This window comes from Thalassospira australica, assembly GCF_044790785.1.
Classification (GTDB): Bacteria; Pseudomonadota; Alphaproteobacteria; order Rhodospirillales; family Thalassospiraceae; genus Thalassospira; species Thalassospira australica_A.
Window position 1 is genome coordinate 4,064,346 of record NZ_CP085258.1, and the last position, 13,930, is coordinate 4,078,275.

A 13,930-nucleotide genomic window follows, 5' to 3' on the forward strand; every position below is an offset into this window, starting at 1 on the left:
CCTTCAAAGCTAGTTTGCAGCCCTTCGATGTCAACAAGACCTGCTGCTCCCGTGCGGCTCGGGGATCGGCACAAAATTGCCACACGAAAATTTGGAACGTTTTGAAGCTGCAGCCGTTGATGGGGTGTAACGCTCGACATCAATGAAAGGAGAGACGTTATGCCTGCGATTGATACCGCAAAGATTCTTATTCTTGCCACCGATGGCTATGAACGTTCGGAACTGCGTGTTCCACTGGAAAAACTTTCAACCCACGGTGCCGATGTCCAGATCGCATCCCCCAAATCATCCCCGATCAAAAGTTGGGATAAAAAAGATTGGGGCGACAGCGTCGATGTGGATATCGAGGTCAAGGACGTCGACATCGAAAATTATGACGCGCTGGTCATTCCCGGCGGACAGATCAACCCCGACCTGCTGCGCAATGACGAGGCGTCCGTCAGTCTGGTTCGCGAATTTGTTGCATCCGGTAAACCCGTTGCAGCAATTTGCCACGGTCCATGGCTTCTGGTCGAAGCCGGTGCCCTGCGCGGGCGCGCCGCGACGTCATACAGTTCGATCAAAACCGACTTGCTGAATGCCGGTGCAGTCTGGCGTGACGAAGCCGTCGTCTGCGATCAGGCCATCATCACGTCGCGCAATCCCAACGATCTTGATGCCTTTGTTTCCAAGATTGTCGAGGAAGTCAGCGAAGGCAAGCATCGTCGTGCGGCATAACCGCGCCCCGACCAATCAACAAAAATGCCCCGGTTTCGCCGGGGCGTTTTTTATTCAAAGGCATCAGAAAACCACGCTTGGCAACCATTTGGCTAAAGACGGCCATAGCCAGATCACGAATATGCCGAACACCTGAAGTGCGATAAACGGCACCACACCGGTATAAATCTGCCCGGTGGTGATTTCAGGTGGTGCCGCGCTGCGCAGGTAAAACAGCGAAAAGCCGAAAGGCGGTGTCAGGAACGATGTCTGCAGATTGATCGCAATCAGGATCGCCAGCCACACCGGATCATGGCCCATCATGATCAATCCCGGCGCGATCAGTGGCAACAGGATCACGGTGATTTCCACGAAATCAAGGAAGAAGCCCAGTACAAAAATCACCGCCATGCAGAAGAACAATGCCCCCATCGGGCCGCCTGGCATGGCTTCAAGGATTTCAGCCACATGGTCTTCGCCACCCAATCCGATAAACACCAGCGAAAACATGCTGGCGGTCAAGATGGTGGCAAAGATCATTGCCGTCACCGTCATCGTCGATGTCAGGGCAGACTTCAGAACATCCGCCTTCCATGCCTGTTTCAAGCAGGCGGCAATGGCGGTAACACCGATGATCGCCAGCACCACATAACCCGCACCAAAAACGTAATCGAGCCCCTCCAGATCATTGCGCTGGAACCGGACCGGCGCAATCCCGGCCATGACAGCAAGGACAAGAAGGGCCGCAGTCCCCGCCAGCACCAGATTGCGATTGGCCCCCTGCCGGATCCCCGCCATCAGGATCGCGCCAATCGCACCAACCGATGCGGCCTCGGTCGGGGTGGCAATCCCGCCAAGGATCGCGCCCAAGACCGCAATGATCAGCAAAACCGGCGGCAGGATAGCCCGGATCACCTCGCCCATAGCCGGGCGGCCCTCGTCACTTTGCACCGGAGGCATATCGTTTGGCCGGAAGAACCCGCGCAGCAGGATATAGGCAATATAAATCACCACCAGCGTCAGTCCGGGGATCAGGGCCCCTGCAAAAATCTGCCCGACGGAAATGGTTTCGATGGTGAACTTGCCCTGTTCATACTGCGCCTGCTGATAGGCCGACGACATCACGTCAGACAGAATGATCAGAAGCGTAGACGGCGGAATGATCTGCCCCAGTGTCCCCGCCGTGCATACAAGCCCCGATGCCATTTTCGGGTTATAGCCAGTGCGCAACATGGTCGGCAGCGCGATCATGCCCATGGCAATCACGGTCGCACCGACAATCCCCGTCGATGCCGCCAGCAACGCCCCCACCAGCACCACCGAAATGCCAAGCCCACCGCGCAACTGGCCAAACAACCGGCCCATGGTATGCAGCAAATCTTCGGCAATGCGCGATCGTTCCAGCACCACGCCCATGAGGACAAAAAGCGGAATGGCAATCAGCACATCATTGGTCAGAACACCAAACACCCGCTGACCAAGGGCGCCCATCAGCGCGATATTCATCGCGTCCGTTGCCCAACCGATAAAGGCAAAAATCACCGCCACACCGGCAATGGAAAATGACACCGGAAAACCCAGCAGGATGCAGCCCATCAGGGCTGCAAACATCAATAAATCGATATATTCCATCAGGCGGCACGCCCCCGCAGAATGATGATCTGCCGCAGAAGACAGGCGACCGACTGAATAATCAAAAGAATACAAAAGGCCGGGATCAGGGATTTAAGCAACCACACGGCGGGAATCCCGCCCACCGAAATAGCGCCTTCCATCATCAAGACTGCATTAACCACCGATGGCCATGACCAATACAGCAACGTTGCCATCGACGGGATCGCCAGCACAATATAGCCAAAGGCATCAATCCTGGCCTTGGTCGTTTCATGCGCCGCAGCATAGAAAATATCGACCCGTACATGTCGGTCGACCAGAAGCGTATACCCCGCGCCCAGCATGAAAAGCCCGGAATGCAGGTAAAGTACGCTTTCATTTAACGCGATCGAACTGAACCCGAAAACATAGCGCAGCAAAACCACGGCAAACTGCAAAAGAACCATCAGAAGTGCGAACCATCGCACGGTCATCCCGGTCCACTGGTTCACCTGATCGAGCGCATCAGCAAGGCGTTGCATGAAATCCCCCGCGAAACAACAAGACCGGCGCGAGCAAACCCGCGCCGGTCTTCAGTTCTATCAGAAGCCAAGAACCTTGGCGCGCGCATTCATCTGACCGTTATCGGCATAGGTCATGTAGCCGCCGATAAGATCACGATAGGCAACAAAGCTCTCGGCCGTTTTGCGTGTCAGCGCATCATCGCTTTCGCGAAGCTCGCCAATGACTTCGGCGGCTGCCTTGCCCATTGCTTCGATCACATCATCGGGCAACATGCGCACCTGTACTTCCTGCTCGGCAACAAGCTGTTTCAATGCCATCGCATGCTTGGTTTCGTACTCGGTCCAGACCTCGTTATAAAGGCTGTCACAGGCAAACTTGACCACGGCCTTAAGGTCGTCGGGAAGGTCGGCATATGCCTTGGCATTTACCGCACATTCCTCGGCCGAGGACGGCTCGCCCACACCGGGCCAGTAATAGTTCTTGGCAACCTGATAGAAGCCAAGCGCACTATCGGACCACGGACCGATGAACTCGCCCGCGTCAAGCGCGCCGGACTGCAATGCCTGGAACATATCGCGCCCGCCCATGGCCTGAACCGCCATACCAAGCTTCGCGCACATTTCCGATGCAAGGCCGGTGGTACGGAATTTAAGCCCCTTAAGGTCTTCGGCCGATTTGATTTCATTGCGGAACCAGCCGGCCCACTGCGGGCCGGAGTTCCCGCAAAGGAAGGGTTTCAGGCCAAACTGGCCATAAATCTCGTCATAAAGTTCCTGACCGCCACCATGGGTCAGCCAGCCAACCTGCTCGTCTGCACGCAAACCGAACGGCTGCGACCCGAACAGAAGAATGCCTTTGGATTTCGATCCCCAATAAGCCGGCACCGCGTGATAAATATCCGCAGTCCCTTCGGCAACCGCGTCAAACACGCCGTTGCCCGGTACCAGTTCACCGGCGGCATGCAACTTGACCTCGATCCGGCCACCCGAAAGGGTCGTGATACGATCGGCCAGTTTTTGTGCGGCAACGCCCGGCCCGGGCAGGTTTTTGGGCCATGCGGTCACCATGTTCCACTGGCGTTTATCCTGTGCAATGGCTGGCGTTGCAAAGGTCGCCGCCATGGCGGCAGCCCCGGCACCCGCAACACCGGCGGTCAGAAATTCACGTCTTTTCATTTTATATAGCCTCCTTGATGAAGAACCCTGATTGGCCGGGAGTGTTTGCCCCCGGCCCGTATTTCGTCAGATTACTTGCCGAGAATCCCGGGAAGATTAAGCCCGTGTTCTCGTGCGCAATCCAGTGCGATTTCATATCCCGCATCGGCATGACGCATCACACCGGTTGCCGGATCATTCCAAAGGACGCGTTCGACCCTGCGTGCGGCATCTTCCGTGCCGTCACAACAAATCACCATGCCGGAATGCTGCGAAAAGCCCATTCCGACACCGCCACCATGATGCAACGAGACCCAGGTGGCCCCCGATGCCGTATTCAGCAGCGCATTCAGCAACGGCCAGTCACTGACCGCGTCCGAACCATCTTTCATGGCCTCGGTTTCGCGGTTCGGGCTTGCGACCGAACCACTGTCCAGATGGTCGCGACCGATCACCACCGGGGCTTTCAGTTCACCATTTTTGACCATCTCGTTAAATGCCAGCCCCAAACGGTGACGCTGCCCCAGACCGACCCAGCAAATACGCGCGGGCAAGCCCTGGAAAGAAATGCGTTCGCGCGCCATATCCAGCCAGTTATGCAGATGCTTGTCATCCGGGATAAGTTCCTTGACCTTCTGATCGGTCTTGTAGATATCCTCGGGATCGCCCGAAAGTGCCGCCCAGCGGAACGGTCCGGTCCCCTTGCAGAACAGCGGCCGGATATAGGCCGGGACAAATCCCGGAAACGCAAAGGCATTTTCCAACCCTTCTTCGAGTGCCATCTGACGAATGTTGTTGCCGTAATCGACGGTCGGGATACCCGCATCATGGAAGGCAACCATCGCCTCGACCTGAACGCGCATCGATGCGCGCGCGGCCTTTGCCACGGCTTTCGGATCAGATTCCTGCTTTTCGCGCCATTCCGCCACGGACCAGCCCTGCGGCAGGTAACCATGAACCGGGTCATGGGCCGATGTCTGGTCGGTCACGATATCCGGGCGAACGCCGCGTTTGACCAGTTCCGGGAACACATCGGCGGCATTGCCGATCAGGGCAACCGATTTTGCCTCGCCCGCCTTGGTCCAGCGATCAATCATCGCCAATGCCTCGTCCAGCGAATGGGTTTTTTCATCAACATAACGGGTACGAAGACGGAAATCGGCCCGCGTTTCATCGCATTCCACGGCCAGACAGCACGCACCGGCCATCACGGCAGCCAATGGCTGTGCGCCACCCATCCCACCAAGACCACCGGTCAGTATCCATTTGCCCGTAAGGCTGCCGCCATAATGCTGGCGCCCCGCCTCGACAAAGGTTTCATAGGTGCCCTGAACGATGCCCTGCGACCCGATATAAATCCACGACCCCGCCGTCATCTGGCCATACATCGCCAGACCTTTTTTATCGAGTTCGTTGAAATGGTCCCAGTTGGCCCAATGCGGCACAAGGTTGGAGTTCGCAATCAAAACGCGCGGTGCATCCTTGTGGGTGCGGAACACGCCCACCGGCTTGCCCGACTGGACCAGCAGTGTCTGGTCATCTTCCAGTTCCTTCAGGCTGGCAACGATCTGGTCGAAATCCTTCCAGGTACGTGCCGCACGGCCAATGCCGCCATAGACCACCAGCTCATGCGGATTTTCGGCCACATCGGGATGCAGGTTATTCATCAACATGCGCATCGGTGCTTCGGTCAGCCAGCTTTTCGCGGTGATTTCCGTGCCGGTTGCCGGATAGACGTCGCGCTGGTTATGCCGCGGATTGTTGCTCATGATTTGCCTCTTAACGTCGGGGCCAGTTCGGCCAATTTTTCAAGAATGGAAGTCAGATGCGTGCGCAGTTTTGCGGCACGGCTTTCGTCATAGGCCCAGGGTGCTGCCTCGGCCTGAAGGTAGGTTGATTGCGCCAGTTCCATCTGGATGGCGTGCTGATTGATATCGGGGCGACCGTAATGGCGCGTGGTCCAGCCGCCTTTGAAACGGCCATTGACGATGCTGGTGAAATCCTTCGCCGCGGCACAGATATCGCGCGTTGCCGCCTCGATCACCGGATCGCAGGTCGTGCCCAGATTGGTGCCGATATTGAAATCGGGAAGCTTTCCGTCAAACAGGAACGGGATGTGTGACCGGATCGAATGGCAATCATAGAGGATCGCAACCCCGTGCTTTTCGCGCACCCGGTCAAGCTCGCTTGCCAATGCCTGATGATAGGCACTATGAAAATGATGCGCCCGAAATGCGATATCATCCTCGTCAGGTGCCTGATCCCAGATGTTTTCACCATCAAAATCGGTCAGCGGCACCAAGGTCGTGGTGTTCTGGCCGGGATACAAACTACCCCCTGCCGGGTCACGATTGGCATCAATCACGTAACGGTGAAACGTTGCCCGAACCGTCGTGACATTATCCAGAAGCCCGTCATAAAGCGTATGGATATGCCAATCCGTATCGGCAAGTTCGCGCCCGCGATCATTCAGTTTTGCGGCAATGTCGTCTGGAACATAGGTCCCCGTATGGGGCAGTCCCAGAACGATGGGGCCATCACCGCGTTGTATTTCCACAGGATTCATATCAACCGATCTCCTGATTGATGAAAGTGGTCTTCATAAAAGTCCGGATGGCGTTGAAATCGTCATACATCGGGCGATCATCGCGATAGGACGGAACAACCGCACGAATATCAGCGTAAACTTTACCCGTGCGTTTTGCGGGTGCGACATCTTCTGCCCGAAGGTCATAAGCCTGTGCTGCTGCCAGAAGCTCGATCCCCAGAACCATTTCCAGATTGTCGAGGATACCCAGCAACTTCCAGGCGGACGGTGTGGCATGGGTCAGGATATCTTCCTGAAGCGCGGATGTGATCCCGCCATCCAGACTTGCCGGGGCAGCAAGGCGACGGTTTTCCGCAACCAGTGCCACGGCAGTATATTGCGCAATCATGTAACCGGAACACACACCGCTTTCGGGCACCAGGAAGGCAGGCAACCCGCTAACCATCGGGTTGACCAATCGATCGATCCGGCGTTCCGAAATTGCCGCCAGTTCGGCTGCCGCCACCGCCAGCCCGTCCAGAACCAACCCCAACGCGGCGCCTACCGCATGGGCTTCGGAATGGACTTCGGGTGCGTTTGCATCACCCGAAACGGCCGGGTTATCGGTCACACTTGCCAGCTCGCGTTCAACCGTTTCGGCCGTATTGTCAAACAGATCACGCACCGCCCCATGCACATGAGGCACCGCCCGCACACTTAGTGGGTCCTGCGTGCGTTTGCCTGCCGCTGCCGCCAGCATCGGGCTGTTGGCCAGATAATCGCGCAGAATCCTGCCGACTTTCTGCAAACCGTCCGACTTCCGCAATCCCAGTGCGGTTTCGGAAAATGCCGTGATCTGGCATCCAAGGTTTTCAGCACTTAGTGCTGCCGCCGTATCAGCCCACCCCATTAACAACTGCAACCGCGAAAGTGCCACACAGGCAAGCCCGGTCGCACAGGGTGTCCCGTTGACCAGACTAAGCCCTTCCTTGGCTTCAAGTTGCAGCGGAGAGATCCCGATCTGTTTGCAGGCTTCTGCACCGGTAATTCGCACATCACCCTGCACGGCATGACCATGCCCGATCAAAACCAGCCCGATCGATGCCGCGTGGGTCAGATACCCGACAGATCCACGCGATGGCACCACCGGGATGCAGTTGGCATTCAGAAGTGCTACTAGGGCGTCGACCACCTCGATCCGGACACCGGATGCACCATGTGCAAAATTATTGATCTGGGCGGCCATGATCGCACGGGTTTCAACCTGTCCCAGCGGATCACCAACCCCGCAGGCATGGCTCATCAGGATGTTATGCGACAAAGCCTGCTGACGATCCCGATCAATGATCACGTCACACAGGGCACCAACACCGGTATTGATGCCATATCCCTTGATGCCACGTTCCACCAGCGCATCAACAATTTCTCGTGCTTTTACGATCCGGTCACGTGCTTCCGGTGCCAATGCAAGGCGCGCACCATTGGCAACCTCGGCAATCTGCTGCCAATTCAGGGATGACGAAAGCACAACATCCTGTGTCATTGCGCCTCCACTCCGACCTGACGGCGCTGAACGAACCGGGCAACATAGTCGTTTGCCGGATTGTTCAGGATCTCAGCCGGTTTGCCGACCTGCACAAGCTGCCCGTCCTTCAGGATCGCGATTTCCGACCCGATCCGAAGCGCCTCTTCCAAATCGTGGGTGATAAAGACGATGGTTTTGTGCAACTCGGTCTGAAGCTGCAAAAGCTGATCCTGCATTTCCGCCCGGATCAACGGATCAAGGGCACTGAATGCCTCGTCCATCAGGATGACATCCGTATCGGCGGCCAATGCACGGGCCAAACCGACACGCTGGCGCATCCCGCCGGACAATTCATGAGGATACTTGTTTTCATATCCCGTCAAATTGACCGCATCGATCCATTTCTGGCCGATTTCACGTGCTTCCTGTTTGGATGTACCACGCACCTTCTGACCGTAAATCACGTTCTGCATCACGGTTCGGTGCGGCATCAGGGCAAAGCTTTGAAACACCATGCTGACACGATGGGTCCGGAACGAACGCAATGCCTTCGGCGACAGATTCAGGATGTTTTCACCATCAAACAGAACCTCGCCACTGGTCGGCTCGATCAGCCGGTTCAGGTGCCGGACAAGGGTCGACTTCCCCGAACCTGACAAGCCCATGATCACAAAAATCTGGCCCGGTTCGATGGTCAGGCTGACGTCGTTAAGGCCAACCGAACATCCCGACACATTGAGGATTTCATCCTTGTCCTTGCCGTCACGCGCCATCTGCAACGCGTTCTGTTCCTGATGGCCAAAGATTTTGAAAACGTTGCGGATTTCGATTTTACCCATGGCTCGAGCCTCCTGCCTTTGGCTTGCCAAGGCCCTGTGTAATCCGGTCCAGCAACACGGCAAGGATGACAATCCCGATCCCGGCTTCCAGTCCCTTGCCGACATCAAGTGTCTGAATGCCGTTCAAAACCTGTTCGCCCAACCCGCGTGCGCCAATCATCGATGCGACAACCACCATCGACAGCGCCATCATGATTGTCTGGTTCAGACCCGCCATGATGGTTGGTGTCGCCAGCGGAAGTTCGACCCCGAACAGGATTTGCCTTGGGCTGCCGCCAAACGCGGTTGCGGCTTCGACAACTTCCTTGTCGACCTGGCGAATACCAAGATCGGTCAATCGGATCAGCGGTGGCACGGCATAGATAATGGTGGCAAGAATGGCCGGAACCTTGCCCAAACCAAACAGCATCAGGGCCGGGATCAGATACACAAAGCTTGGCATCGTCTGCATGACATCAAGGATCGGCAGGATGATGCTGCGCACCAGACTGCTTTTGGCCGCCAGAATGCCAAATGGCACCCCGATCACGACGGACACGATGGTCGCCATCAGCATCAATGCCAGTGTCTGCATCGTCAGGTCCCAGAGACCCAGTATCCCGACCACAAACAGCAATACGCCAACCGCAACCGTCAGAACCCAGCGCCGCGAGCTATACCACGCACCCGCCATGAAAAGGACGATAACAACCCACCACGGCAAGCCGCGCAGGACCCATTCGATAAACAGGACGGATTGCAAAAGCGCATGCGAAATCGCCTTGAATATCCAGCCGTAATTGATGACCAGCGTTTCGATGAAATCATTCACCGGGCCGCGAATGGAATAATGAAGGTTCTCGGGAAACATCGAAGATTTTCCTTTATTCTTGCCTGCTTGACCGGATGCGCCCTGGGGCGCGAAACGGTTCTCCTGCCGACATTCCGGCAGGAGAACGCAGTCCGACAGACTTACTTGAGGCTGTCTTCGATCTTCGCCTTTGCCTCGGGCGAAACCCATTCACCCCAGACATCCGCCTTGGTTTTCAGGAATTCCTTTGCGGCAACATCGGCATCGACTTCATTGTCAGCCATGTAGGCAAGGCTGCCATTGACGTCTTCAAGCGGGAAGGTTGCCTTTTCAAGAACGGCTGCGATTTCCGGTGCTTCCTTGGCAAAGGTACTGTTCACGCCATAGGCAACATCGACACTCGGAAACGCACAGGCTTCCTCACGCTTGCCATCGGATTTCGAAAGTTCCGCCCAGCACGCATCGCTATAAGCCGGTTCATCAAGCTGGATCAGATTGAACTTGCCCATCATCGCGGTCGGCGACCAGTAATAGAACAGAAGCGGTTCACCCTGCAGATATGCCGACTTGATCGCCGCATCGAGTGCGGTACCCGTACCCGGGCGGAAGTTCACGTAATGATCGTCAAGCTGATAGGCTTCGAGCTTTGCGGTACTGATCCCCTCACAGGTCCAGCCGGACGGGCAATTCAGAAAACGGCCCTTGGACGGTTCTTCCGGATCGGTGAACAGTTCGACATATTTCGGATCGGAAAGCTGGGTCACACTTTTAAGGTCAGGTGCCATCGGCTCGATGCCGCGCTTTTCATCCCCTTTGATCACATAATCAGGTACGAACCAGCCTTCGCTGGCACCGACAAAGGTTTTGCCAATGGCAACGACCTTGCCCTGATCAACGGCCTTGTTCCAGATGTCGCTGCGGCCAAGCCATTCTTCGGCAAAAATCTGAATGTCGTTATTGGCAACCGCCTGTTCGAGCGTGATCGAATTGCCCGGAATGGAATCCACCTGGCAATCGTAGCCGGTCTCAAGGATGTTCATTATCACTTCGGTGATGAATGCCCCGCTTTCCCAGCTGATACCGGCAAATTTCACGGTATTGCCATCACTGCAATAGGATGCGCTTGCACCCGTCGTCGAAAGACCAAGTGCAACAATTGCAGCAAGGCCCGTGGTTTTAATGTGTTTCAATGACATGGTAGCCCCTCTGTTCAAAATGCGTTCGGCACTTTTGCTTTTTGGACAGACCCGAAGGTCAGCCGGTTTCTTCCCTTGCGTGGTGATCTTTTGCCACCGACCCTTTTTGCTTTTGCCGCCTCGCTTTTGACGATTGCGGAGATTTCCCCGGATCATCGGGTTGTACACCGGTGATCCGAAAACTTTTTGCTGCCCTTACGCCTGTCCCCCGACGACGAAACCCGAAAGTTTCGCGGCCGAAACAAGGCTGCCATCGGTTACAAGTTCCGCAGCCTTCGCCAGATCCGGGGCCATATAACGGTCCTGCTCGACGCTTGGAATGTCTTTGCGGACCATCGCCAGAACATCCTGCAAACCGGCACTGGTTTTTAGCGGACGGCGGAATTCAACGCCCTGTGCCGCACAGATCAGTTCAACCCCCAGAATATAGGAAAGGTTGGCATTCATCCGTGCCAGTCGGCGCGCACCGTGGGCTGCCATCGACACATGGTCTTCCTGATTGGCGCTGGTCGGCGTGCTGTCGGTCGAACACGGATTGGCAAGATGCTTGTTCTCGCTCATAAGCGCTGCTGTCGTGACCTCGGCAATCATCAGGCCGGAATTCAAACCCGGATCGGGGGTCAGGAACGGCGGCAGATCATGTGAAAGTGTCGGATCAACCATCAATGCCACGCGGCGCTGGGCAATCGCCCCGATCTCGGCAACGGCAAGGGCAATCTGATCGGCGGCAAAGGCCACCGGTTCGGCATGGAAATTCCCGCCCGACACAATGCGACCGTCTTCTTTGAGGACCAGCGGATTATCGGTGACCGCATTGGCCTCGATCTCCAGTGTCTGTCCGGCGAAGCGCAGCAAATCCATTGCTGCCCCGGTCACCTGCGGCTGGCAGCGAATGCAATAGGGGTCCTGAACACGGGTATCGCCCTCGCGATGGCTTTCGCGGATTTCCGATCCGTCCATCAATGCGCGCATCGCGCGCGCCACATTGATCTGCCCCGGATGACCGCGCAGCGTATGGATTTCATCAACCAGCGGGGCGGTTGATCCCATGATCGCATCGGTCGACAGCGAGGCGGTCACAATCGAACTGGCCGCGTTGCGCCAGGCTGAAAACAGGCCGACCAATGCACATGCGGTTGAAAACTGTGTGCCGTTAATCAGGGCAAGCCCCTCTTTCGGGCCAAGGACCACGGGCGTCAGACCAGCTTTGGCGAGGGCATCCGCACCGGCCATGGTTTCACCGCGATAGACCGCCTCGCCAGCCCCGATCATGACAGCCGTCATATGGGCGAGCGGCGCCAAATCGCCCGACGCCCCAACCGAGCCTTGTGACGGGACAACCGGGGTTACACCATGTTCCAGCATGCCCTCAATCAGGTCGATAATGTTCCAGCGCACCCCCGATGCACCGCGCCCGAGCGACAGCAATTTCAACGCCATCATCAAACGCGTGGTCGCGATATCAAGCGCATCCCCGACACCGCAGCAATGGCTGAGGATCAGGTTGCGTTGCAGGGTTTCGGTATCCTTGGCGGCAATCTTGACCGACGCCAGTTTGCCAAAACCGGTATTGACCCCATAAACCGCATCATTGCCTTCGGCAGCCGCACGGACCATCGCATGGGCGGCCTCGACCCCGGCCTTGGCCGACGGGTCCAGCTTCACGGCTGCCTGACTGCGCCAGATATGTTCAAGATCGGCCAGTTTCACCGAAGCGGGGATCAGGGTGACGGTCATTTTGCATCCTTGTCGAATACAGGTTACAGGGGCGCATGGGCAGGGTTGCGATACGCTTAGCGCGCGACCGGAACCCCGCCGAAAATACGTTCGAACAGCGGGTTGAACCCGATGCGGTATGAAAGTTCTGCCGGGTGTGACACATTCCAGATCGCCAGATCAGCCCGCATGCCCGACTTAACCTGCCCGGTATCGGACAGGCCCAGTGCACGGGCGGCATGGGCGGTTGCGCCGACCAAGGCTTCTTCGGGGGTCAGGCGGAATAATGTGCAGGACATATTCATCGTCAGCAGGATCGACATCAGTGGCGATGTGCCCGGATTGCAATCGGTTGCAACCGCCATTGGCACGCCATGCTTTCGAAAGGCGGCGACGGGCGGCAACTGTTTTTCATGCAGGGTATAAAATGCGCCGGGCAACAGGACCGCGACCGACCCGGATTTGGCCATCGCCATCGCGTCTTCTTCGTTAGCATATTCGACATGATCGACCGACAATGCGCCATAACCTGCCGCCAGTTTGGTACCCCCGATATTTGAAAGCTGCTCGGCATGCAGTTTGACGGGGATTCCAAGCGCGCGGGCGACATCGAACACGCGGGCAATCTGTGCGGTATCGAACGCGATGCCTTCGCAGAAACCGTCAACCGCATCGACCAGCCCTTCGGCATGGGCGGCGCGCAATGTCGGGATGCAGACCTCATCTATATAACGGTCCGGTTCACCCTTGAATTCCGCCGGGGTGGCATGGGCACCAAGGAAGGTGGTTTTGATGCGAACCGCACGATGTTTTTCAATCGCACGTGCGGCGCGCAGCATGTTCAGTTCCGTGTCGCGGTCCAGCCCGTAACCGGATTTGACCTCGATCACTGCGACACCCTCGGCCAGCAAGGCATCGACACGGGGCAAGGCGCTGGCGAGCAATTCGTCAACACTGGCGGCGCGCGTTGCGCTTACGGTTGATACAATACCACCACCCGCGCGGGCGATTTCCTCGTAACTTGCCCCTTGCAGACGCATCTCGAACTCAACCGCCCGGTTGCCGCCATGCACAACATGGGTATGGCAATCGATCAGGGCCGGGGTGATCAGACGGCCTTCAAGATCGCGATAGGGGAATTTTTTGCTGTCTTTATAGTCTTCGGGGATGGCATCGGCATCGCCGACCCAGACGATCTTTTCGCCCTTGATCGCGACGGCACCGCTATTCCTCATACAATAGGAATACCGGCTCTCGCCCGGTGCTTTATCGATCGTGACGATTTTCGCATTTCCCAGAAGCATGAGAAGCATCACCCCTTGATAAGTCTGTTATTAAATATAATATGTACGTACATAATATCACTGTC

Annotated in this window: 12 protein-coding genes; 1 reads left to right on the plus strand and 11 read right to left on the minus strand. The window is 56.7% G+C overall.

The genetic code is table 11. The features are described 5' to 3' along the window. The first annotated feature begins 159 nt into the window (after positions 1-159). Complete coding sequence (locus tag LG297_RS18925) at positions 160-717, plus strand: DJ-1/PfpI/YhbO family deglycase/protease (RefSeq protein ID WP_404423043.1); 558 nt, start codon at positions 160-162, stop codon at positions 715-717. Positions 718-780: 63 nt separating this feature from the next. Here LG297_RS18925 and LG297_RS18930 read toward each other — a convergent pair whose 3' ends face one another. From LG297_RS18930 to hutI, 11 genes are all read right to left on the minus strand, one after another. Beyond that, positions 781-2,328 carry a TRAP transporter large permease subunit gene (locus LG297_RS18930; RefSeq protein ID WP_404423045.1) on the minus strand — a complete coding sequence of 516 codons (1,548 nt, stop codon included), beginning with the start codon at positions 2,326-2,328 and terminating at the stop codon, positions 781-783. Beyond that, entirely contained in the window at positions 2,328-2,831 is a 504-nt protein-coding gene (locus LG297_RS18935; protein WP_404423047.1) for a TRAP transporter small permease subunit, read from the minus strand. Before LG297_RS18935 ends, LG297_RS18930 begins: the two co-directional genes overlap by 1 nt. A gap of 60 nt (positions 2,832-2,891) precedes the next feature. Continuing rightward, positions 2,892-3,989 (minus strand): TRAP transporter substrate-binding protein, encoded by a 1,098-nt coding sequence (locus LG297_RS18940; RefSeq protein WP_404423049.1) that lies wholly within the window; start codon positions 3,987-3,989, stop codon positions 2,892-2,894. 71 nt (positions 3,990-4,060) lie between these two features. Next, entirely contained in the window at positions 4,061-5,737 is a 1,677-nt protein-coding gene (gene hutU, locus LG297_RS18945) for a urocanate hydratase (RefSeq protein ID WP_404423051.1), read from the minus strand. Then, positions 5,734-6,534, minus strand: a complete 801-nt coding sequence (hutG, locus tag LG297_RS18950) for an N-formylglutamate deformylase (RefSeq protein ID WP_404423053.1) — start codon at positions 6,532-6,534, stop codon at positions 5,734-5,736. The genes hutU and hutG overlap by 4 nt, the downstream gene beginning before the upstream one ends. Position 6,535: 1 nt before the next feature. Next, positions 6,536-8,038, minus strand: a complete 1,503-nt coding sequence (hutH, locus tag LG297_RS18955) for a histidine ammonia-lyase (protein ID WP_404423055.1) — start codon at positions 8,036-8,038, stop codon at positions 6,536-6,538. After that, the gene (locus LG297_RS18960) at positions 8,035-8,859 is read right to left on the minus strand and encodes a glycine betaine/L-proline ABC transporter ATP-binding protein (protein WP_404423057.1); all 825 of its coding nucleotides are present in this window, start codon (positions 8,857-8,859) and stop codon (positions 8,035-8,037) included. Before LG297_RS18960 ends, hutH (LG297_RS18955) begins: the two co-directional genes overlap by 4 nt. Continuing rightward, positions 8,852-9,709: an ABC transporter permease gene (locus LG297_RS18965; protein WP_404423059.1), complete on the minus strand. Its 858-nt coding sequence runs from the start codon at positions 9,707-9,709 to the stop codon at positions 8,852-8,854. The genes LG297_RS18960 and LG297_RS18965 overlap by 8 nt, the downstream gene beginning before the upstream one ends. A gap of 101 nt (positions 9,710-9,810) precedes the next feature. Continuing rightward, a complete protein-coding gene (locus LG297_RS18970; protein ID WP_404423061.1) occupies positions 9,811-10,845 on the minus strand; it encodes an ABC transporter substrate-binding protein in 1,035 nt (344 codons plus the stop codon). Positions 10,846-11,040: 195 nt separating this feature from the next. Continuing rightward, positions 11,041-12,582, minus strand: a complete 1,542-nt coding sequence (gene hutH, locus LG297_RS18975; RefSeq protein WP_404423063.1) for a histidine ammonia-lyase — start codon at positions 12,580-12,582, stop codon at positions 11,041-11,043. 56 nt (positions 12,583-12,638) lie between these two features. Beyond that, positions 12,639-13,865 carry an imidazolonepropionase gene (gene hutI / locus LG297_RS18980; protein WP_404423065.1) on the minus strand — a complete coding sequence of 409 codons (1,227 nt, stop codon included), beginning with the start codon at positions 13,863-13,865 and terminating at the stop codon, positions 12,639-12,641. Between the last annotated feature and the right edge of the window lie 65 nt (positions 13,866-13,930).

What these genes read in the sequence shown, in the direction of transcription:
- LG297_RS18925 (WP_404423043.1), top strand. Translation starts at nt 160, where the DNA reads ATGCCTGCGATTGATACCGCAAAGATTCTTATTCTTGCCACCGATGGC.
- LG297_RS18930 (WP_404423045.1), bottom strand. Translation starts at nt 2,328, where the DNA reads ATGGAATATATCGATTTATTGATGTTTGCAGCCCTGATGGGCTGCATC.
- LG297_RS18935 (WP_404423047.1), bottom strand. Translation starts at nt 2,831, where the DNA reads ATGCAACGCCTTGCTGATGCGCTCGATCAGGTGAACCAGTGGACCGGG.
- LG297_RS18940 (WP_404423049.1), bottom strand. Translation starts at nt 3,989, where the DNA reads ATGAAAAGACGTGAATTTCTGACCGCCGGTGTTGCGGGTGCCGGGGCT.
- hutU (WP_404423051.1), bottom strand. Translation starts at nt 5,737, where the DNA reads ATGAGCAACAATCCGCGGCATAACCAGCGCGACGTCTATCCGGCAACC.
- hutG (WP_404423053.1), bottom strand. Translation starts at nt 6,534, where the DNA reads ATGAATCCTGTGGAAATACAACGCGGTGATGGCCCCATCGTTCTGGGA.
- hutH (WP_404423055.1), bottom strand. Translation starts at nt 8,038, where the DNA reads ATGACACAGGATGTTGTGCTTTCGTCATCCCTGAATTGGCAGCAGATT.
- LG297_RS18960 (WP_404423057.1), bottom strand. Translation starts at nt 8,859, where the DNA reads ATGGGTAAAATCGAAATCCGCAACGTTTTCAAAATCTTTGGCCATCAG.
- LG297_RS18965 (WP_404423059.1), bottom strand. Translation starts at nt 9,709, where the DNA reads ATGTTTCCCGAGAACCTTCATTATTCCATTCGCGGCCCGGTGAATGAT.
- LG297_RS18970 (WP_404423061.1), bottom strand. Translation starts at nt 10,845, where the DNA reads ATGTCATTGAAACACATTAAAACCACGGGCCTTGCTGCAATTGTTGCA.
- hutH (WP_404423063.1), bottom strand. Translation starts at nt 12,582, where the DNA reads ATGACCGTCACCCTGATCCCCGCTTCGGTGAAACTGGCCGATCTTGAA.
- hutI (WP_404423065.1), bottom strand. Translation starts at nt 13,865, where the DNA reads ATGCTTCTGGGAAATGCGAAAATCGTCACGATCGATAAAGCACCGGGC.